The 18,440-nt window shown below is 71.9% G+C and carries 16 protein-coding genes; 9 read left to right on the top strand and 7 right to left on the bottom strand.

Annotation, left to right across the window (positions count from 1 at the left end):
- Positions 1 to 2: 2 nt before the first annotated feature.
- From asnB (JNO44_RS39130) to JNO44_RS39110, 5 genes are all read left to right on the top strand, one after another.
- Positions 3 to 1,844 carry an asparagine synthase (glutamine-hydrolyzing) gene (asnB, locus tag JNO44_RS39130; protein WP_205368733.1) on the top strand — a complete coding sequence of 614 codons (1,842 nt, stop codon included), beginning with the start codon at positions 3 to 5 and terminating at the stop codon, positions 1,842 to 1,844.
- Between the two features lie 82 nt (positions 1,845 to 1,926).
- Positions 1,927 to 3,774 carry an asparagine synthase (glutamine-hydrolyzing) gene (gene asnB / locus JNO44_RS39125; protein WP_205368732.1) on the top strand — a complete coding sequence of 616 codons (1,848 nt, stop codon included), beginning with the start codon at positions 1,927 to 1,929 and terminating at the stop codon, positions 3,772 to 3,774.
- Entirely contained in the window at positions 3,774 to 5,018 is a 1,245-nt protein-coding gene (locus JNO44_RS39120) for an MFS transporter (protein WP_205368731.1), read from the top strand. The genes asnB (JNO44_RS39125) and JNO44_RS39120 overlap by 1 nt, the downstream gene beginning before the upstream one ends.
- A gap of 52 nt (positions 5,019 to 5,070) precedes the next feature.
- The gene (locus tag JNO44_RS39115; protein WP_205368730.1) at positions 5,071 to 5,799 is read left to right on the top strand and encodes a GntR family transcriptional regulator; all 729 of its coding nucleotides are present in this window, start codon (positions 5,071 to 5,073) and stop codon (positions 5,797 to 5,799) included.
- Between the two features lie 370 nt (positions 5,800 to 6,169).
- On the top strand, positions 6,170 to 6,961 hold the full coding sequence (locus JNO44_RS39110; protein WP_205368729.1) for a Pr6Pr family membrane protein: 792 nt from the start codon (positions 6,170 to 6,172) through the stop codon (positions 6,959 to 6,961).
- A gap of 226 nt (positions 6,962 to 7,187) precedes the next feature.
- Here the strand turns inward: JNO44_RS39110 and JNO44_RS39105 are convergent, their stop codons facing one another.
- The 4 genes from JNO44_RS39105 to JNO44_RS39090 all read right to left on the bottom strand — a co-directional run bounded on the left by JNO44_RS39105 (position 7,188) and on the right by JNO44_RS39090 (position 9,801).
- Positions 7,188 to 7,907, bottom strand: a complete 720-nt coding sequence (locus tag JNO44_RS39105; protein WP_205368728.1) for a VWA domain-containing protein — start codon at positions 7,905 to 7,907, stop codon at positions 7,188 to 7,190.
- Between the two features lie 417 nt (positions 7,908 to 8,324).
- On the bottom strand, positions 8,325 to 8,756 hold the full coding sequence (locus JNO44_RS39100; RefSeq protein ID WP_205368727.1) for a PPOX class F420-dependent oxidoreductase: 432 nt from the start codon (positions 8,754 to 8,756) through the stop codon (positions 8,325 to 8,327).
- A gap of 82 nt (positions 8,757 to 8,838) precedes the next feature.
- Positions 8,839 to 9,243, bottom strand: coding sequence for a thiol-disulfide oxidoreductase DCC family protein (locus JNO44_RS39095; RefSeq protein WP_205368726.1), 405 nt, complete (start codon positions 9,241 to 9,243; stop codon positions 8,839 to 8,841).
- A gap of 171 nt (positions 9,244 to 9,414) precedes the next feature.
- The gene (locus tag JNO44_RS39090; RefSeq protein ID WP_205368725.1) at positions 9,415 to 9,801 is read right to left on the bottom strand and encodes a DUF5997 family protein; all 387 of its coding nucleotides are present in this window, start codon (positions 9,799 to 9,801) and stop codon (positions 9,415 to 9,417) included.
- A 70-nt stretch (positions 9,802 to 9,871) separates the two neighbouring features.
- On the opposite strand from JNO44_RS39090, the gene JNO44_RS39085 reads away from it, so the two are divergent.
- Positions 9,872 to 10,678 (top strand): LysR family substrate-binding domain-containing protein, encoded by an 807-nt coding sequence (locus JNO44_RS39085; protein ID WP_205368724.1) that lies wholly within the window; start codon positions 9,872 to 9,874, stop codon positions 10,676 to 10,678.
- A gap of 22 nt (positions 10,679 to 10,700) precedes the next feature.
- Here the strand turns inward: JNO44_RS39085 and JNO44_RS39080 are convergent, their stop codons facing one another.
- The 3 genes from JNO44_RS39080 to JNO44_RS39070 form a co-directional block, all read right to left on the bottom strand.
- Positions 10,701 to 11,699 carry a chitinase gene (locus tag JNO44_RS39080; RefSeq protein ID WP_205371299.1) on the bottom strand — a complete coding sequence of 333 codons (999 nt, stop codon included), beginning with the start codon at positions 11,697 to 11,699 and terminating at the stop codon, positions 10,701 to 10,703.
- 201 nt (positions 11,700 to 11,900) lie between these two features.
- On the bottom strand, positions 11,901 to 12,530 hold the full coding sequence (locus tag JNO44_RS39075) for a TetR/AcrR family transcriptional regulator (RefSeq protein WP_205368723.1): 630 nt from the start codon (positions 12,528 to 12,530) through the stop codon (positions 11,901 to 11,903).
- A 200-nt stretch (positions 12,531 to 12,730) separates the two neighbouring features.
- Positions 12,731 to 13,276 (bottom strand): GNAT family N-acetyltransferase, encoded by a 546-nt coding sequence (locus tag JNO44_RS39070; protein WP_205368722.1) that lies wholly within the window; start codon positions 13,274 to 13,276, stop codon positions 12,731 to 12,733.
- 230 nt (positions 13,277 to 13,506) lie between these two features.
- On the opposite strand from JNO44_RS39070, the gene JNO44_RS39065 reads away from it, so the two are divergent.
- The 3 genes from JNO44_RS39065 (at position 13,507) to JNO44_RS39055 (ending at position 18,384) form a co-directional block, all read left to right on the top strand.
- A complete protein-coding gene (locus tag JNO44_RS39065; protein ID WP_240167863.1) occupies positions 13,507 to 14,133 on the top strand; it encodes a nitroreductase family deazaflavin-dependent oxidoreductase in 627 nt (208 codons plus the stop codon).
- 61 nt (positions 14,134 to 14,194) lie between these two features.
- Complete coding sequence (locus JNO44_RS39060) at positions 14,195 to 14,680, top strand: MerR family transcriptional regulator (protein WP_205368721.1); 486 nt, start codon at positions 14,195 to 14,197, stop codon at positions 14,678 to 14,680.
- A 521-nt stretch (positions 14,681 to 15,201) separates the two neighbouring features.
- A complete protein-coding gene (locus JNO44_RS39055) occupies positions 15,202 to 18,384 on the top strand; it encodes a CHAT domain-containing protein (protein ID WP_205368720.1) in 3,183 nt (1,060 codons plus the stop codon).
- The last annotated feature ends 56 nt before the right edge of the window (positions 18,385 to 18,440 follow it).

The raw sequence follows: 18,440 nt of genomic DNA, 5'->3' as shown, positions 1-18,440 counted from the left end.
CCATGTGCGGTATCACCGGCTGGACCGACACCGGGCGTGACCTGGCCTCCCCCGAACACATCGCGACAGCGCGCAACATGACCGACACCATGTCCTGCCGGGGCCCGGACGCCTCCGGCCTGTGGCGGTCCGCCCGGGCGACGCTCGGCCACCGCAGACTGTCGGTCGTCGACCTGGCCGGTGGAACACAGCCGATGACGGCCGCCCCGGAGCGGGAGGACCTCGTCATCACCTACAGCGGAGAGGTCTACAACTTCCGCGAACTGCGCTCCGAACTCATCGCGCGCGGCCACCGCTTCCGTACCCGCTCGGACACCGAAGTGGTGCTGCGCGGCTGCCTGGAATGGGGACCCGATGGCCTTGCCCCACGCCTGAACGGCATGTACGCCTTCGCCGTCTGGGACGCACGCGCCGACGCACTGTGGCTGGTCCGGGACCGGCTCGGCATCAAACCCCTCTACTTCCACGCCTATACGGGCGGGGTGCTGTTCGGGTCGGAACCCAAGGCACTGCTCGCCAACCCGCTCTTCGAGGCGGCACTCGACGACACCGGGATCGCCGAACTCTTCGCCGTGCCCAGCGCTCCCACCCCCGGGCACGGTGTGTACCGCGGTCTGCGGCAGGTTCGCGCGGGCCATCTCGTCCGGGTCCAGGGCGACACGCTGCGCGAGTTCCGCTACTGGACGCCCTCGGCCCGTCCGCACACGGACGGGCCCGCCGAGACCACTGCCCGGGTGCGGGAACTGCTCGAAGACACCGTGGAACGGCAGCTCGTATCCGACGTCCCCCTGTGTTCGCTGCTCTCGGGAGGGGTGGATTCCAGCGCGATCTCCTCGCTCGCCGCGCGGTCGCTGGCCCGGACGGGGGAGAAGCTGTCCACCTACTCGGTGGACTTCCCCGGGGCCGAGAGCGCCTTCCGCCGCACCGCCTGGCACGACAGCCGCGACGAGCCGTACGCACAGGCCGCCGCCGCGCATATGGGCACCCGGCACACCACGATCCTCGTGGACTCCGACGAGCAGCGCACTCACGAGGAGACCGCACTGCGCGCCAGGGACCTGCCCGGCTGGGGGGAGATGGACGTCTCCCTGCACCTGCTCTTCGCCCGGGTCAGCCGGCGTTCCACGGTCGCCCTGTCCGGGGAGGCCGCCGACGAAGTCTTCGGCGGCTACCCCTATTTCCGGGACGAGGCCGCGCTGGCCGCCGACACCTTCCCCTGGCTCAAGGGCCGTACCGCCCCCGCCACCCTGTTGCGCGAGGAGGTCCGCGCTCGCGTACGGCCCGAGGAGTACGTGCACGACCGCTATGCCGATGCCGTGGCCGAGACCCCGCGGCTGGAAGGGGAGCGGGGGCGCGACGCACGCATCCGCGAAGTCTCCCACCTCGCCCTCACCCGCTGGCTGCCCGCTCTGCTGGACCGCAAGGACCGGATGAGCATGGCCGCGGGCCTTGAGGTACGGGTGCCGTTCTGCGACCACCGGCTGGTGGAATACGTCATCAATGTGCCGTGGTCCCTGCGAGAAGCCGGCGGCCAGGAGAAGTACTTGCTGCGCAGGGCCGTCGCCGACCTGCTGCCTGCCTCGGTGGTGAACCGGCGCAAAAGCGCCTTTCCCGCCAACCCCAGCCCGGGGTTCGCACAGGTGCTGCGTACACGCGTACACGACCTGCTCACCGATATTCGGGCCCCCGTCTTCGACCTCGTCGACCGGGCGGCCGTCCGCCGCTTCGTCGAGCGGGGCGAAGCCTTGCCCAGCCCTCGCGCCGCCGGCAGCGCCATAGCGGGCCTGAGCTATCTGCTGAGCGTGGACACCTGGCTCCGCACCTACCGCGTCGCCATCCGCTGAACCCGAGCGGGTCGCCCCGACATCCCCGACCACTCGACAACAGCAGTCCCACACGAAAGATGCAGGAAGGAAACGAACCAGCATGTGCGGCATCACCGGATGGGTGGACCACCACCGATTCCCGCCCGCCCGGGCGGTCCAGGACACCGGCCGTGACCTCGAGGCGGAGCGCCTGCTGAGCGCCATGACCGCGACGATGGCCTGCCGTGGCCCCGACGACTCGGGCACCCTGCTTCAAGGCCCGGTGGCCCTGGGGCATCGGCGGCTCGCCGTCATCGACCTGGAGGGCAGCGTCCAGCCGATGACCAGGGGGAGCGACGGCCGGGAATTCTCCCTCGTCTACAGCGGAGAGCTGTACAACTACCGTGAACTGCGCGGCGAACTGGCCACCCACGGACACCGTTTCCGCACCACCGGAGACACCGAGGTCGTCCTCGCCGCCTGGCAGGAATGGGGCCCGGCGGCCGCCGAACGCTTCAACGGCATGTACGCCTTCGCCGTCTGGGACGCACACGCACGGGAACTGTGGCTCGTCCGCGACCGGTTGGGCATCAAGCCGCTCTACTTTCTGCCGCTGCCCGGCGGCGTCGCGTTCGGTTCCGAGCCCAAGGCACTGCTCGCCCATCCGGCGGCCACGCCCCGCGTGGACGGCGAAGGACTGGCACAGCTCCTGCTGCCCCTGCTGAAAGTACCCGGCCGCACTCCGTACGCCGCATTGCGCGAACTCCCGCCCGGCCACCTGCTGCACGTCCGGGCCGATGGCAGCCACGGACAGCGGCGCTACTGGGCGGCACGGCCCGAGGAACACGGCGACGACCCCGCCAAGAGCGCCGCCCATGTGCGGGAACTGCTTGAGGACATCGTCGCCCGACAGCTCATCGCCGATGTCCCCGTGTGCACGCTGCTGTCCGGCGGGCTGGACTCCTCGGCCCTCACCGCCCTCGCCGTCGACCGTGCCGGCGACCGGATCCGGACCTTCTCCGTTTCCTTCACGGGCAGTTCGACCCCCACCGAGGACGGGCCGTATGTGCGGCAGGCTGCCGCACATCTGCACACCGACCACCGGGAGATCGTCCTGCCGGGCGAGCGGCTCGCCGACCCCGCGGTACGGCGCGACAGCGTGCTCGCGCGCGACCTCCCCAACGGCATCGGCGATCTCGATCTGAGCCTGCACCAGCTCTTCGCCGCGGTCGGCGAGCATGCCACCGTCGCCCTGTCGGGAGAGTCGGCCGACGAAGTCTTCGGCGGCTACCGCTGGTTCCACCACCCGGATGCCGTCCGGGCCGACACCTTCCCCTGGCTGGCCGACACCCCTGCCCACGGTCGGCTGCACCAGCGCATCCTCGCCCTGTTCCGCAAGGACCTGCGAGAACGGCTCGCAGTCGACGACTACGTCGCCGACCAGTACCGCACCGCTCTCGCCGAAGTCCCGCACACCCCGGCCGGCGACCCCGTGGAACGCCGGATGCGCGAGATATCCCATGTCGCCCTCACCCGGTTCCTGCCGACCTTGCTCGACCGCAAGGACCGGCTCAGCATGGCCGTCGGGCTGGAAGTGCGCGTGCCGTTCTGCGACCACCGGCTGGTGGAATACGTCCAGGGCCTCTCCTGGCGCAACCGGACCCACGACGGCCGGGAGAAGAGCACACTGCGCGCAGCCGTCCGCGACCTGCTGCCGGACTCCGTACTGCACCGGCCCAAGGTGCCCTACCCGTCGACTCCCGACCCCCGCTATGCCCAGGCGCTCCGCGAGCAGCTGGCCACCCGCCTGGCGGACCCGCACTGCCGGCTCCCCGAGCTCTTCGACGAGCGCGCCCTGTACGCGGCCGTCACCGCATCCGAACGGGGCAGTCTCATCAGCAACCTCGGCGCGGAACTCGCCCTGAACTTCGATGTCTGGCTGCGCACCTACAACCCGGAGCTGCCCTGATGGAAACCCCCCTGCCCGCCACCGATGCCGGCGCCGCCCGGGCCCCGGGCACCGCTTCCACACCGCCCCGCCTCCTGAAGCTGCTCCTGGGCTATCTACCGCTCTATCTCTTCCTCTTCCTGGTGGGCGCCGAGATGTATCTCGTGGCACCACTTCTGCCCACGGTCGCCGCCGACATCGGCGTGCCGGTCGCCGGTGCCGCGCATCTGGTCACCGCCTACGTCCTGGTCCAGGCGGTGACCGGGCCACCGCTCGGCCTGGCCAACTCCCGCTTGGGGCCGCGGACCATGGTCGGCATCGGCGCCTCGCTTTTCATCGCGGGCAATGCGACCGCCGCGCTGAGTGGGAACTACGGCGTGCTGATCGCTTCCCGTGCCGTCGCCGGATTCGGGGTGGCCATGGCCGGCCCGGCCATCTGGGCCTGGATCGCCGCCAGCGCCCCCGAGGCCGTACGGGGTACGGCCATGGGCGCCGGGATGGGCGCCTTCGCGCTCGGCCAGGTGCTCGGCGTGCCCGTCGGCGGTTTCGCCGCCGATCTCGCCGGCTGGCACAGCCCGTTCGCGCTACTGGGCGCGGCAGCCCTGGCAGCACTCCCACTGATGCTCTACGGGCTGCGGCACAGCGGTGAACACCACCGGCACCAACGGGCACAGGACACCGGGGCGCGCGTCCTGTGGCGGGTGTGGACCCGCGCCCGGCTGCGCCGCGCCCTGATCGTCACGTTCCTCTTCCACGCGGCGAGCCTGGGGGCGTACACCTACCTGCCGAACATCCTGGGTTCCCGGTACGAGCTGTCCACGTCCGCACTGGGCGCCGTCGGGCTGCTCAGCGGCCTGGGCATGTTCATCGGGGCGTCGCTCGGCGGCCGGTTCGGCGACGCCGTACGGGCCCGCGGCCGAGGCGAAGCGGTGCTGCTTCCGCTGTGGACCACCACGCTGCTGGTGACACTGACGGTCGCGGTCGGTGTCCGGTCGCTGTGGTTCAACCTCGCCGCCGTCCTGGTGTGGTTCATCGCCGCCGGAGCCTTCGACACCAACCAGCAGACCCTGGTCGCCTCGCATTCCGACGGGTTCACCGCCGTCGCTCTGTCCTGGAACCTCGCTGTCCTGTATGCGGCCGCCTCCTGGGGCGTGTGGCTGATGGGCGTCTACGGCGTGAGCGCCACGGCGGTCATCGGGGCGGGAACCGTGATGGCGGCGTCAGCCGTTGTCATCGCCGTACTGGGAGCCTGGCGTGCAAGGTGAGATACTGCGCCGCACGACTGCGCCCCTCTTTCAGGCCGAGCCCGGATACCGCATGATCACTCATTCCTCCCCGATCCCGCTCTATCACCAGATTGCGAGCGTGCTGCGCCAGCGGATTCTCGACGGCACCTACCCCGCCCACCACCAACTGGCGCCCGAGCAGGACCTGGCGCGCGAATTCGGCGTGAGCCGGGCCACAGTGCGGCAGGCCCTTCTCGACCTGGTCGAAAGTGGCCTGCTGGCACGGCAGCACGGTCGCGGAACCTTCGTTCTCGACGTCGCCCGGAAGACGATGCGGTATGTCTTCAAGGGCGATATGAACGACCTGTTGACGGCGGCTTCGTCCAACGCCCACGCCGTACGGGAGATCTCCATCCTGCACCGGCGGCGGCTCCCGGAAGAGGTGGCGGCGGAACTCGGCCTGCCGGAAGGGCGCGGCACGATCGTCGAGCGCTTGATGTTCGCCGGGGAAGCCCCCTTCGCTTTCCACCGCAACTTCCTCTGCGACGCGCACGGCAAACTGCTGACCAAGCGGGGCCTGAAGTCGGCCGGCATCCTGCATATCCTCCAGCAGGCGGGGGTCCATCTGACGAGCGCGCGACAGTCCATCCTGGCCCGGCCCGCCGATCTGGATATCGGCGAGAAACTGGGCATCGGCCGAGGCGGTGTGGTCCTGCAGACGCAGCGCACGGCACGTTTGGCGACCGGCGCAGCGGCGGAGGTCTCGCACTCGTGGTATCCCGCCGACATGTACGGCTACACCGTCGAGTTCAGCGTCTGACCGCGGCGGCCATGAGCGGCGGCAGGCCGACCATGCGGCGCGAGTGACTCTCCGGTGCGGGTACAGGTGCGGGCGCATTTTCCGAGGCATGCATCCGCACCATCCCGGACCTTCAGGGAGCGGGGAGTCGAAGGCGATCCTTCGATCCTTCCCACCTCGCCTTCACGGAGCTTCGCGGACACCAACATCGACAACCCGCGCCGCCGGGTGCGGTTGAACTTCCTGGGCCAGGGGTGCGGGCCAGGGGGGCCGTGGACGGGAAGCCCGGTCGGTTCGAGCGATCCGCCGGGCGCGGTGGCGAAGGCGTCTCGGCAGGGTCGTCCGCGGCGATCGCGGCCCGGCCCACAGGGCCGGGCCGTACGGTGGACCAATGCCTGATCCGACACCCCCCACTACGCCGGCGGCCGTTGCCGCCCCCGCCGAGTCCACGGCTCGGCCCGGCCTGCCCGACACGGCGGCCGCCCCCGCACCCTCCTCCGGCGGCCGCCGTCCCGTCGCGGCCGTCTTCCGCGCGCTGGCGGCCCTGACCGGGGTCACCGGGATCGTCCTGGACACGATCGACTCCCATGATCTGGGCCGGCTCTTCAGCTACTTCACGATCCAGTCCAACATCTTGTTGGTCCTCGTCTTCGCCTGGTCCGCGCACCGCGCCTGGACCGGTCGTCCCGCCCTCTCGCCGCGGATCACCGGCGCAGCGCTGCTCTACATCTGCATCACCGGGCTCGTCTTCCACTTCGTCCTGTCGAACGACTCCAGCGGCTTCTCGATGACCAGCCACCGAACCCCCGTCGAATCGGTCGCCAGTCAGCTCCTCCACACCGCGACCCCCCTCGCCGCGGTCCTGGACCGGCTCCTCTTCACCGCCCCCGGCGCCTTCCTGTTCCGCTACGCCTGGCAGTGGCTCGTCTACCCGATCCTCTACCTTCCCTTCGCCCTCATCCGTGGCGCCCTCCTCGCCCCCGGCACCGACGGCCGCTACCCCTATCCCTTCCTCGACGTCGACCTCCACGGCTACGCAGGTATCGCCACCAACGCGGTCGTGTTCGCCCTGGCCTTCTACGCCCTGGCCCTCGCCCTCGTCCTCCTCGACCGCATACGCTCCCGCCTGCGCGGCCCCGGGAGCCGGATGCCGTCCACCGGGTCCGGCCCGCTGGACGCCTGACGTCAACGGACGGACGGACGGACGGCACGGCGAGGACCGAGGACCGAGGACCGAGGATCGGGGACGGTGGGCGGGGTCTCGTCCCGCCTGTCGTCCGGCGCCCGGCGCACACTCTCGCTGCGCCGGGCGAGGGCCCCAGTACTCCCTGTACCGCCAGCACCGGTAGTACAGGAGCCGCCCCCTCGGCCCGTTCTCCGGGCCAACGGCGGGGTGTTGTGGGCACGCCCTAGGAGAGGATCCCCTGGGCGCGAGCGGCCGCCAGCCAGGTGGGGAACTCCCCGAGCAGCCGGTCGAAGAGGTCCGCGTCGGGCAGGGCGCTGGGCGTGGTGCCGGCGGGGAAGAAGCCGGCGTTGTCGACGATCCTGCGGCGGGGGACCGGGAGTTCGTCCAGCCGGCGGAGGAAGTCGAACTCCCGGTGCTCGGGGTCGCCGAAGCCGATGAACTGCCAGAACAGCGGCAGCCCGGCGGCCTTGCACAGCCACTTCTCGGCAGCGGTCCGGCTGGTGGGCCCACCGTCGGTCTGGAACACCACCAGCGCCGGTGCCTGCGCCCCGGACGCGAGGTAGTGGTCGAGCACGGCGTCCATCCCGGCCTCGTAGTGGGTGCGCCCCATGTGCCCCAGCTGTTCGTGGTAGGCGGCCACCCGCCCCTGGTAGGCGTCCAGGCTGATCTCGTGCACGCCGTCGACGTCGGTGGAGAAGAACACCAGTGGGACGACCGCGTCGTCGTCGAGATGCGCCGAGACCGCCAGGACCTGTTCGGCCAGGTGCTGCATCGTGCCGTCCTTGTAGTACGGGCGCATCGAGCCCGACCGGTCCAGCACCAGGTACACCGCGGCCCGTTGCCCCTGCAGCCCGTGCTTGCGCAGGCTGACCCCCGCCTGCTTGTAGAGGTTCACCAGCGGCGGCGCGGTCTGCTCCACCTTCTCCAGACTCAGCGGACTCATATCGATCGAGCTCCTTTCCCCGGGGAGCCTACGCATCCCGATGCCGGAGCCACCGCGGTACGTCGCGCGCAGGGCGCAACCGGCGACGCGACGGATGACGCACTGTCGGCTGCCGCTCCCCGCGCGCCGCGACCGGCCACGTCAGACGGGCTGTCCTCGCCGCACGCCGCACGCCGCACGCCGCACAGCGCCGTAGCGCCGCCCCGACCGCAGGTCTGGCCACGATTCCTCGGTCCCCCCTGTGCGGTCGAGGGGCCGAGCGTCGCCAGGGCCCGGTGCAGAGGAGGGGACGTGTGTCGGGCGGTCCGCCGAGGTCGTCCGACAGGGAGGCGTCCACGGCGGGGCGGTCGAGCTCGTCGTCCAGGCCGGCGAATCTCACGGGGCGCGGGCGGCGCGGGCGGCGCGGGCAGTGCGGCGTCAGCGCAGCTTGGCGCCGTATACGTGGTCCACCGACATCGTCATGAGCACCCTGCGGTCGGAGACCATCACCGAGCGGTACTCCTCCCAGTCGGGGTGCTCCCCGGCGGCGAGCCGGTAGTAGCGCACCAGCGCCTCGACCTCGGGGCCGTGCGGCTCCGTCCCCGGGCCGGTGAGCGTCACTGTGCCCTCGGCGGTGGCCCAGGACCCGCCGTCGGCGCTGGTGACCTCCAGCGCGGCTCGCGGGTCCCGGCGCAGATTCGCGGTCTTGGCCCGTCCCTCGGTCATCGAGACATAGAGGACGTCGGCCTCCCGGTCGTAGAAGGGCATGACGGGGGAGAGCTGGGGGCGGCCGTCCGACTTGATCGTCGCGAGCACCCCGAGGCGGCTCTCCGCGAGAAGCGCGCGCGGTTGGAAAGGCGTAGCGGTCATGTCCGGTACAGCCGCGACGGACGGCCGGCTATTCCCGGCGGGGGCGCGACGCCGGATACCGGGTGTCGGGCGGCTCCCGCCTTCAACGGCCCGTGTTCGGGCGGGCGTTGGCCGGTAGAGCGCAGGCCGCGGTGCCGCCGGGCATGCGGTGGCGGTTGTCGGCGATCAGGCGGTAGGCGGCGTGCGCGAACCAGCGCACCGGGGGGAGCATGAGGACGGCGCCGGCGACGGCCCACGGGCCGCCCGCGTTCAGCAGCACCTTGGCGACGGCCCGGGCGCCGCCGTGGACCGTGCCCGTCGGGGTGATCCACAGCACCTCGTGCTCGGCGCGCTGCTGGGTGACCCCGAGTTCCTGCAGGTCCGCGAACTGCCAGGCGGTGATCCGGCAGCGGGGGCGGATGTGTCGCTCGGCGAAGCGTACGGAGGTGGTGCAGAAGCCGCAGTCACCGTCGTAGACGAGTACGGGTCGGGTCCTCGAAGGCGTCATGTGCCCATCATGTCGGGTCGCCGCGATGCGGGACACACCCGGCGGTGCCGTATGCCGAGCGCGAACGGCCGACCGACGGGAACCGACGGGAGGGGACGGACGATCGACGCGGAGGGGCGGACGACCGACGGGGAGGGAAGGGCCGGCCCCTCGCTCCCCGTGGTGGGGTGCTTACGCCTCGTCCTCGGTGCGCTGCTTCTCCTTGAGGCGGGCCGTCTCCTTGCGGACCTCGGCCTGGGTGGCGCGCTCCTTCTGCAGCCACTCGGGGTTCTCCGTCTTCAGCGCGTCGACCTGCTCCGTGGTCAGGGCGTCGGTGACGCCGGCGCGGGCCAGACCGGAGATGGAGATGCCCAGCTTCGCGGCGACCACCGGGCGGGGGTGGGGGCCGTTGCGCCGCAGCTCGCGCAGCCACTCGGGCGGATCCGCCTGGAGCGCGTTGAGCTCGGCGCGCGAGACCACGCCCTCCTGGAACTCGGAGGGGGTGGCCTGGAGGTACACACCCAGCTTCTTCGCCGCGGTGGCGGCCTTCATCGTCTGGGCGGTCTGGTGCGACTTCATGGCTCCAGGGTATCGAGCGTGCGCACCACCTCTGACCACGGCCTCTGACCATGGCGGGTAACCTGGCGGGGTGACAGGCTCGGAGACTTCCCCCTCGTTCCGGCTCGCGTATGTACCGGGAGTGACACCCGCCAAGTGGGTGCGGATCTGGAACGAGCGCCTGCCGGACGTACCGCTCACCCTGCACCAGGTGTCAGCCGACGAGGCGGCCGAGGTGCTGCGGAGCGGTGCTGCCGACGCGGGTTTCCTGCGGCTGCCGGTCGATCGCACGGACCTCAGCGCGATCCCGCTCTACACCGAGACGTCGGTGGTCGTGGTGCCGAAGGACCACCTGATCGCCGCGTTCGACGAGGTGTCCGTCGACGATCTCGCCGACGAGATCATGCAGCACCCGCTCGACGACACCCTGGACTGGGAGCGGCCCCCTGGGCGGCCCGCGATCGAGCGCCCGGCCACGACACCGGACGCCCTCGAACTGGTGGCGGCCGGGGTAGGGCTGCTCATCGTCCCGCAGTCGCTGGCCCGGCTGTACCACCGGCGGGACCTCATCTACCGGACGATCACCGGCACGCCCCAGTCCCAGGTCGCGCTGTCGTGGCGCGAGGACCGGACCACCGATCAGGTCGAGGACTTCATCGGGATCGTCCGCGGACGGACGGTGAACAGCTCCCGGGGCCGCCGCACGGCCGAGGAGGCGCAGCAGAAGTCGTCCGGCAAGAAGGAGCAGAAGGGCCAGAAGGCTCAGCAGGGGCAGTCGGGCGGCAAGGGCGGCGGGGCGGCGCGGGGCAAGGCGCCGGCCGGGCGTGGGCCGCGGCGCGGGACCGGTGCGGCGGCCAAGGACGCGGGCCGGCGCGGTCGGCCGCGCCGGCGGTCCTAGCGTCTGATCGTGCGCCCCGGCCTCAGCGGCCCTGAGCGGACTTGGCGTTGTCGCCGAAGGTCCAGCCCTTCGCGCCGTCCCAGTTGAGGGACCAGGTCATCAGGCCCTTCAGGCCGTTGCGGTAGGTGTTCCACGCCTGGGCGACCAGGTCCGGGGACATATAGCCGCCGCCCGCGCCGGGCTGGGCGGGCAGACCGGGCACCTGCTTGTCGTAGGGGACCTTGACGGTGGTGCCCTGGATGGTCAGGCCCTTGTCCAGGCAGTCGGTCTGCCGGGTGAAGCCCTCGACGGTGCCGGCCTCGTAGGAGTCGCCGGAACACCCGTACATGCTGCCGTTGTAGTACTGCATGTTCAGCCACCAGAGGCGGCCGTTGTCGGCGTACTTCTTGATGATCGGCAGGTACGCGCCCCAGATCGAGCCGTAGGTCACGCTGCCACCGGTGACGTAGGCGGTCTCGGGGGCCATGGTGAGGCCGAAGCCCGCGGGCATCTGGGCGAGGATGCCGTCGATGATGCGGATGAGGTTGGACTGGGAGGGGGACAGCTGGTTGATGTCCCCGCTGCCGCTCAGGCCGGTCTCGATGTCGATGTCGATGCCGTCGAAGTTGTACTTCTTCAGGAGCGGCACGATCGTCGCGACGAAACGGTCCGCGACCGCGGTGGAGTTGAGGTCGATGCCGGCCGTGGCACCGCCGATGGACATCAGGATCGTCGCGCCGTCGCTCTTGGCCTGGCACATCTCGGCCGGGGTCGGCACCTTCACCGTCGCGTCCATGCCGTCCTCCCAGAGGGCGGTGCCGTCCGAGCGGATCACGGGGAACGCGGCGTTGATGACGTTGTAGCCGTGGGCGCGGATCTGAGGGTCGGTGATCGGGGTCCAACCGAACGGCGGGTGGACGCCGTTGGCCGCGCCGTCCCAGTTCTCCCAGTACCCCTGGAGGACCTTGCCGGTGGGCTTCGTCTTCACGGCGCAGGTGTCGCTGCGCGGCGCGGCGGTGGCGGGTGCCGCGGCGCCCAGCATCGGCAGGAGGCAGACGGCCGCGAGGCCGGCTTTCAGCAGACGCGCTATCCGACCGGTCACGCTGTGCTCCCTTCGCGCCACGACAGGCGTCAGCGGCGGGGAATCGGGGGGTGGTGCGCACACCGTAGATTGGTCCATACCTTTCGTCAATGGGTATGGAGCGGAGGGGAGTTGGGGTGCGGACGGCCCTCTGGTGAGGGGTCAGGAGCCCGTGCGGCGGGTGCGGCGGGGCCGGGAGGCGGCCTTGATCACGAGCGGGAGGTAGGTGCCGGGGAGCTCGTCCGGCGGAAGCTGGTCCGGTTCGACCAGACTCTGGGCGAGCGAGCCCTCATGGAGGGCTGTGACCAGCCGGGCGAGGGAGTCGAGAGCGATGGTGGGGCGCCGCCCCAGACGGTCGAAGAGGATCGCCAGCAGTCCGGCGATCTCCGCGCGGAGGCGACGGTCGTGCTCGGCGAGCGTGCGGGCCGTGTCCGGGTGCCGGACGGCGTGCAGGGTGAACTCCGTCGACAGCAGGTACCAGCGGCGCTCGGTCTCGTCCAGCGCGCTGGTGCGGCTGATCAGCGTGCGCAGCGGGTCCTCGGTGTCCTGCATCTCCTCGACCGCCGCGGCGAGCCGCTCGACCACACGCCGGGCGTGCAGGTCGAAGAGGGCGAAGAACAACTCTTCCTTGGTGCGGTAGTTGGAGTAGAACGCGCCACGGGTGAGGCCGGCGCGCTCACAGATCTCCTCGATGGACGCGCCGTGGAAGCCGCGGTCGGCGAACGTCTCCCGTGCTGCCTCCAGTAGGCGCGCGGTGGTCTGTGGGCGGCGCTTGGTCGGTCCCTTGGGCAACGCTTTCCTCCACAGGCATTCAGGCGCCGACGTGACCCGGCTCACGGTACAACACCGTATGGGATGCGAATCTGTATCCTATACGGCCTGTATTCGGGGCGTTCCGGGTGCTCGTGAGGCTCGTCCGCCATGCTTGTGCGGCCCGTGTGCCAGCCCGTAGGACCCGTGCGTCTGCACCGTGCGCGCCGCCCGACAGCGCCCTAGCGGAGCGTCAACCACTCCTCGCGGGTCAGCGCGTACTCCACATCGCCCTCTTCGTCGCCCTCGACCCGATAGGGCCACTCCTCGAAGTAGGTGCGGACGTAGGAGAGTCCGCACTTCTCCATCACCCGACGGGAACCCGCGTTCACGGACATGGTGTTCGCGGTGATCCGGTCGTGGCCCAGTTCGCCGAAGCCCTTGTCGATGAGGGCGAGGGCCCCTTCGGTGGCGATCCCCTTGCCCCAGGCCGCCCTGCGCAGGCGGTACCCCAGATCGGCCGAGCCCGCCGGGCTGTCCGCCAGCGGGCGGAGGCAGTGCCAGCCGAGGAACTCCCCGGTCGTGCGCAGATGCGTGGCCCAGAAGCCGCCCGGCAGCATCCGCGCGAAGGAGTCGGCGCGGATCTCGTCCCGGATCATCGGGCGGCCGCCGGTGATGTACCGCATCACCTCCGGGTCGCTGTCGAGTTCCACCACCAGATCGAGGTCGGCCTCGGTGTCGGCGAACGGCCGGAGGGTCAGGCGGTCGGTCGTCAGGAAGGTGTCCATGGGGGGATGTTCGGTGGGGCCCGACGAGTTGCGCCAATCAATTACGGGGGCGGGGAGGAGGGGTGGACGGGCCCATCGTGGCGACTTGACCTTCACGCCGACGTGAAGGTCGAGGGTGGTGGCTGTGCGCATCGCGGCGAGCGCGACCGCACGCCGCTCTCGGACGTCCCACGCACCGCCAGTGCGCTCACACCACCGAACACCTCGGCACCCTGAACAGGACCAGCAACATGGACACGACCAGCAACACCCACACCGCCAGTAGCAGGGCAGCGGCACGCAGCACGGCAGTGACCCACAGCAGGGTGGACGGGTGTCCCGCCGTCGACGACGCCCCCGTCGTCCAGGACGCCCCGGCCGTCGAGCGCGCCCCCGTCGCCGTCATTGCCCCCGTCGTCCGCGATCCCGCCCCTGGTGCCAGTGGGGACAACGCGGGCGGGAACGCCTTCAACCGCCGTGTCATCGCGGAGTTCCGGGCCAACGGGGGTGTCGTCGGCGGCCCGTTCGCGGGTCAGCGCTTGCTGCTCCTGACCACCACGGGGGCCAGGTCGGGCCTGCCGCGCACCACGCCCGCCTGCTACCTGGCCGAAGCCGACGGCCGGCTCGCCGTCTTCCCTTCCAACGGGGGCGCGGCCACCCCGCCCGCCTGGTACCGCAACCTCACGGCGCACCCCGAGGTCACCGTGGAGGTCGGCACCCGCGTCTTCCGGGCCCTCGCCACGGAGGTCGAGGGGGCGATGCGGGACCGTCTGTGGGACCGGCAGGTCGCGGCCGACCCGCAGTTCGCCGCGTTCCAGGAGCGCGCCGGGCGGCCCATCCCGGTGGTCCTCCTCACCCCGCTCGGCGACCTGGCTTGACCTTCACGTCCACGGCAAGGTTTACGCTTCCTCCTGACCGCGGCCACCAGGAGGGAGCACCATGCGCATCGGGGAACTCGCCCGCATCACCGGCGTCACCACCCGGGCGCTGCGCTACTACGAGGAGCAGGGCCTGCTCCGCCCGGAACGGTCCACCAACGGCTATCGCAGCTACGGGGAGAGCGCCGTGCGGGTCGTGGCCAACATCCGGCTCCTGCTGGCCGCCGGCCTGACGACCGACGATCTGCGGCTGCTCGACGGCTGTCTGCGCGACGAGTTGACCGGCACGCACGCCTGCGTCGACCCCACCCCCAAGATCGAGGTCTTCGAGCAGCGGCTCGCCCTGCTCCAAGCCCGCATCAATGATCTGGTCGGGGTCCGCGACCAGCTCCTGGACCGGCTGTCCGACCTCCGCGCCCAGCCGAACCTGCCTGCCCGGACGCCGGACCTGCCAGCCCAGCCGCGGAGCCTGCCCGCGCAGCCGGACCTGTCCGTGCGGCCGGCCTGTCAGGGTGCCCCGGACGCCGAGCCCGCCGTCGCGGCCTGAACCGAGGTGTGAGCCGGATCTCATACCTGGGGTCCAGTGCCATACCCAGGGGTGACCGCCCGGCCCCGGAAAGCCCGAACCACGGGTCGACGCTGAACACCGGCCTCGCCAGGCACCGTTGGGGTATGAGCGAATTCAACCGAACGACCAAGCCCTACCGCAGCAGCAGCGTCCAGGGCCGGACCCTTCCGCTTGGCTGTCCGCCGCCGTCGCGGTCATCGTGCACCGCCCGATCGGCGCGACGAGTCGGCAGCCGAGGGTGGCCGGATCGGGGCCGTCCCCGCCGTCCACAGGTCTTGTCGCCGCCATGGGCTGCCCTCCCGATGAGGCTTATGCTGTGCTGCCTGGAGAGGCCGTCGGGTCCGTACGGGGAAGGATGTCCGTGGGGACCGCAGGGGCGAGATCCGGTCACTCATACTCGGGCCAACGGGGGCGCGATGCGAGAGCTTTCACGGGATCCGGCGCGGGATCCCTCACGGGACGGTTCACGGGACGGGTTGCTCCTCGCGGTACGGCAAGCCGTGGCTGTCGTCCGCGACAGCGGCGACCTCACCCCGCTGCGGGCGCTGGAGCGGCAGGGGGTGGTCACCCGGTTGGTGATCAGCATGGACGACGCCCGGTACTCGGACCTCGCAGCGCTGCACGCCGTGGGCATGGCCCGCTGGCTGCAGTACGTCGCCGGCCCCGAGGGCGCTCACCAGGCGGAATGGGAGGCGTCCTTGGAACCGCTGTCCTGCGTCCACGCCAGGGAGCGGGACGCGGTGCCGCCGGAGGCCGCCGCGGTGCTGGAGGCGGTGCGGTCCGGGCGCCGCTTGAGCGGCCCCCGGGTCCCGCGGGAGGTGCGCCGCCGGGTGCTCGCAGGGCTGCGACAGCGCGAGGAGCTCTCCGAGGACTTCCTCACCGCGATCCGCGGGCTGGATCCACGCGGCGGCCGACCGGAACGGGACGCGGCGGCCCTCCGGCCCTTCCTCGAACTGACACCCCGCCACCATGCCGTTCGCGTAAGGGCGTTGCGCCTGCTGACGGTCACCCTCCAGAGGAGCTACCGCGCCACCGGTGACGCCCACACCCTGGCCGAAGCGGTCCGTCTCGGCCGGGAGCTGCTGTTGCTCATCCCGGCCGGCGGGGCGTGTTGGGCCGACGCGGTCGCCCAGCACGCCCGCGTGGTCGGCGACCACTACCGGCACACCGGTGACCGGCGCGACATCGACGAGGCGGTCGACTGTGGCAGGGAAGCACTGCGACACACCCCGCCGGACAGCGAGCGGTTGGCGCCCCGGCTCGACGACTTCGCCATGCACCTGGCGTTGCGCCACGACGTCAGCGGCGCCCCGTCGGACCTCAACGCGGCGATCGACGCCAGCCGGGGTGCGGTACGGGCCGTGCCCGGTGGGACACCGGACGCCGTGTCCCACCGGGCCCGGTTGGCCGGCCTGTTGGTGAAGCGCCACCGGGTCAGCGGGGACGGTGCCGCGCTGGACGAGGCGGTGCAACTGGTCCGCGGCGAACCGCAACCGCTGCCCGCACCGGGCCGGGACGGGGTGTGCGTCGCGCACGCGGAGGTGCTGCACGCCCAGTACCGGCGCACCGGGCTGGTGGACGTGCTGGACGACGCCATCGAGCTGTACCGGCAGGCGGCGGACGAGCGACGGGCCCGCCGCGGCAACCCCGCCGACCTCGCGCTCGCCCTCGCCCACTTGGGCAACGCGCTCTACGACCTGTGCGCCGACTCCCCCGAGGGCGACCTCCCTGCCCAGGGCGCATCGCGGCCCCCGGAACCGCTTGCGCTGCGCGAGGCGATCGCGGTCCACCGCGAAGCCGTGGAGGTCAGCGCGGCCGACGACCCGCAACGGCCCGGCCACCTCGACGACCTCGCCCGCAGCCTGCGCGAACGGGCCCGCCGGGAAGGGCGCCCGGACGCCCTCGACGAGGCGATCTGTCTGCTGCGCGAGGCCATCGAGACCGCCCACCCCGACCGCGTCTTCCGCTCGGGCATGCTCTCCCATCTCTCCGGGGCCCTGTTGGAACGCCAACGGCACGCCGAGGGCCACGAGCCGGAACCCAAGCTCATCCGGGAGGCGTACGCCTTCGCCGAGGCCACCGCCCGGAACGCCGCCGGCCCGCCCGGCGAGCTGATCCGTCTGCACCGCGGACTGGCGGAGCTGGCGACCGCCACCGGCCGCCGCCAGGAGGCCGCCGCGGCATACGCGCGCGCCGTCGCCCTGCTGCCGCAGGCGGTGCCCCACCCACTGCACGGCAGCGAACCGGAGTCGCGACCGGCCCGGCACGGCCAGGGCCTGGCCGCCGACGCCGCGGCCGCGGTCCTCCGGGCGGGCGGCCCCGACGCCCCCGCGCGAGCCCTGGAACTCCTCGAACAGGGTCGCGGCATCCTGCTGACCCGTGCATTCGGACTCCACGGCGAGGAGGAAGCCCTTCGGGACGCCGCACCGCAGCTGGCCGACCGGCTGGCGAAGCTGCGCACCGCCCTGACCACCGCCCCGGCAACTGCCCGCACCGAGCCGGGCGACCTCCGCTGCCAACTGGCCGAACAGTGGGACGCGGTGGTCGCCGAGGCCCGCCGCCTGCCGGGCCTGGCGGACTTCCTCAAGCCGCCGCGGCTGGCCGCACTGCGCCCGGCGGCCGCCGGTGGCCCGGTGGTGACGGTCAACGCCAGTCCGCTGCGCTGCGACGCGCTGATCCTGACCAGCGGAGGAGTGACCGCCGTACCGCTGCCCGCGCTCTCGCATACCGAGGCGGAGATCCGCGCCGCAGGCTTCGCCGAGGCGCTGCGCGCCGCCGAGGCCCCCGGCGCCCCGCCCGTGGACCGCCGTACGGCCCAGGCGCAGCTCCGCGAAACCCTGGAGTGGCTCTGGGACACCACCGCGGCTCCCGTCCTCACCCACCTCTCCCACACCACCGCCCGCAACGGCACCGCCACCACGGCCCCCGCCGATCCGCCCCGCATCTGGCTGTCCGCCACCGGCCCCCTGGCCCTGCTCCCGCTGCACGCCGCCGGCCACCACGACGACCCGGACGGCGCACGCTCCCTGCTGGACCGGACGGTGCCCTCCTACACCCCGACCGTCGCCGCCCTCGCCGCGGCCGTCCGCACGGCCGCCCGCCGGAGCCGGCGCCCCCGGCGCTCGGTGCCCCTGGTCGTGGCGCTGCCCCGCACCCCCGGTTTCGCACCCCTGGCCGGCGCCCTCACCGAGGCCCGCGTCGCCGCCGACCACTACGGGCCCGACACCGTCCTGTTCACCGGTGCGGATGCTCGCCGTGCCCGAGTGCTGACGGCCCTGCCCACGAGCACCCACGTCCACTTCGCCTGCCACGCGGTCGCCGATCCGACCAGCCCCTACGGCAGCCATCTGATCCTCCACGACCAGCCGCTGACCGTCGCCGAGATCTCCCGACTCCGCCTCGCCCACGGCGAGTTCTGCTATCTCTCGGCGTGTGCCACCGCTCGGTCCGGCCGTCCCCCCGACGAGGCCGTTCAGCTCGGCGGCGCCTTCCACCTCGCCGGCTTCAGCCAGGTCGTCGCGACCCTCTGGCCCGTCGACGACCCCACCGAGGCCGCCCGCCTCTTCCACACCAGTCCCCGCACCACCTCCGCCCACGCTCTCCACGAGACCGTACGCACCCTCCGCGCCAACGCACCCCTGCTGCCGAGCCGTTGGGCGGGCCATGTCCACATCGGGCCGTAGGTCGTGTCCGCAAGGTCCCGCCTGCCGTTCGTCGCCCGGCGGGCCGGGGCCGCACT

Source organism: Streptomyces noursei, from assembly GCF_016917755.1.
GTDB lineage: Bacteria > Actinomycetota > Actinomycetes > Streptomycetales > Streptomycetaceae > Streptomyces > Streptomyces yunnanensis.
Note: the sequence above shows the minus strand (reverse complement) of the source record. Positions and strands in the feature narration are given on the sequence as shown.

Coding starts and splice junctions, on each gene's coding strand:
- JNO44_RS39095 (WP_205368726.1), bottom strand. CDS start 9,243: ATGACGCCTTCGAGGACCCGACCCGTACTCGTCTACGACGGTGACTGC.
- JNO44_RS39070 (WP_205368722.1), bottom strand. CDS start 13,276: ATGGACACCTTCCTGACGACCGACCGCCTGACCCTCCGGCCGTTCGCC.
- JNO44_RS39100 (WP_205368727.1), bottom strand. CDS start 8,756: ATGACCGCTACGCCTTTCCAACCGCGCGCGCTTCTCGCGGAGAGCCGC.
- asnB (WP_205368732.1), top strand. CDS start 1,927: ATGTGCGGCATCACCGGATGGGTGGACCACCACCGATTCCCGCCCGCC.
- JNO44_RS39120 (WP_205368731.1), top strand. CDS start 3,774: ATGGAAACCCCCCTGCCCGCCACCGATGCCGGCGCCGCCCGGGCCCCG.
- JNO44_RS39090 (WP_205368725.1), bottom strand. CDS start 9,801: ATGAAGTCGCACCAGACCGCCCAGACGATGAAGGCCGCCACCGCGGCG.
- asnB (WP_205368733.1), top strand. CDS start 3: ATGTGCGGTATCACCGGCTGGACCGACACCGGGCGTGACCTGGCCTCC.
- JNO44_RS39110 (WP_205368729.1), top strand. CDS start 6,170: ATGCCTGATCCGACACCCCCCACTACGCCGGCGGCCGTTGCCGCCCCC.
- JNO44_RS39080 (WP_205371299.1), bottom strand. CDS start 11,699: ATGCTGGGCGCCGCGGCACCCGCCACCGCCGCGCCGCGCAGCGACACC.
- JNO44_RS39115 (WP_205368730.1), top strand. CDS start 5,071: ATGATCACTCATTCCTCCCCGATCCCGCTCTATCACCAGATTGCGAGC.
- JNO44_RS39065 (WP_240167863.1), top strand. CDS start 13,507: ATGGACACGACCAGCAACACCCACACCGCCAGTAGCAGGGCAGCGGCA.
- JNO44_RS39060 (WP_205368721.1), top strand. CDS start 14,195: ATGCGCATCGGGGAACTCGCCCGCATCACCGGCGTCACCACCCGGGCG.
- JNO44_RS39105 (WP_205368728.1), bottom strand. CDS start 7,907: ATGAGTCCGCTGAGTCTGGAGAAGGTGGAGCAGACCGCGCCGCCGCTG.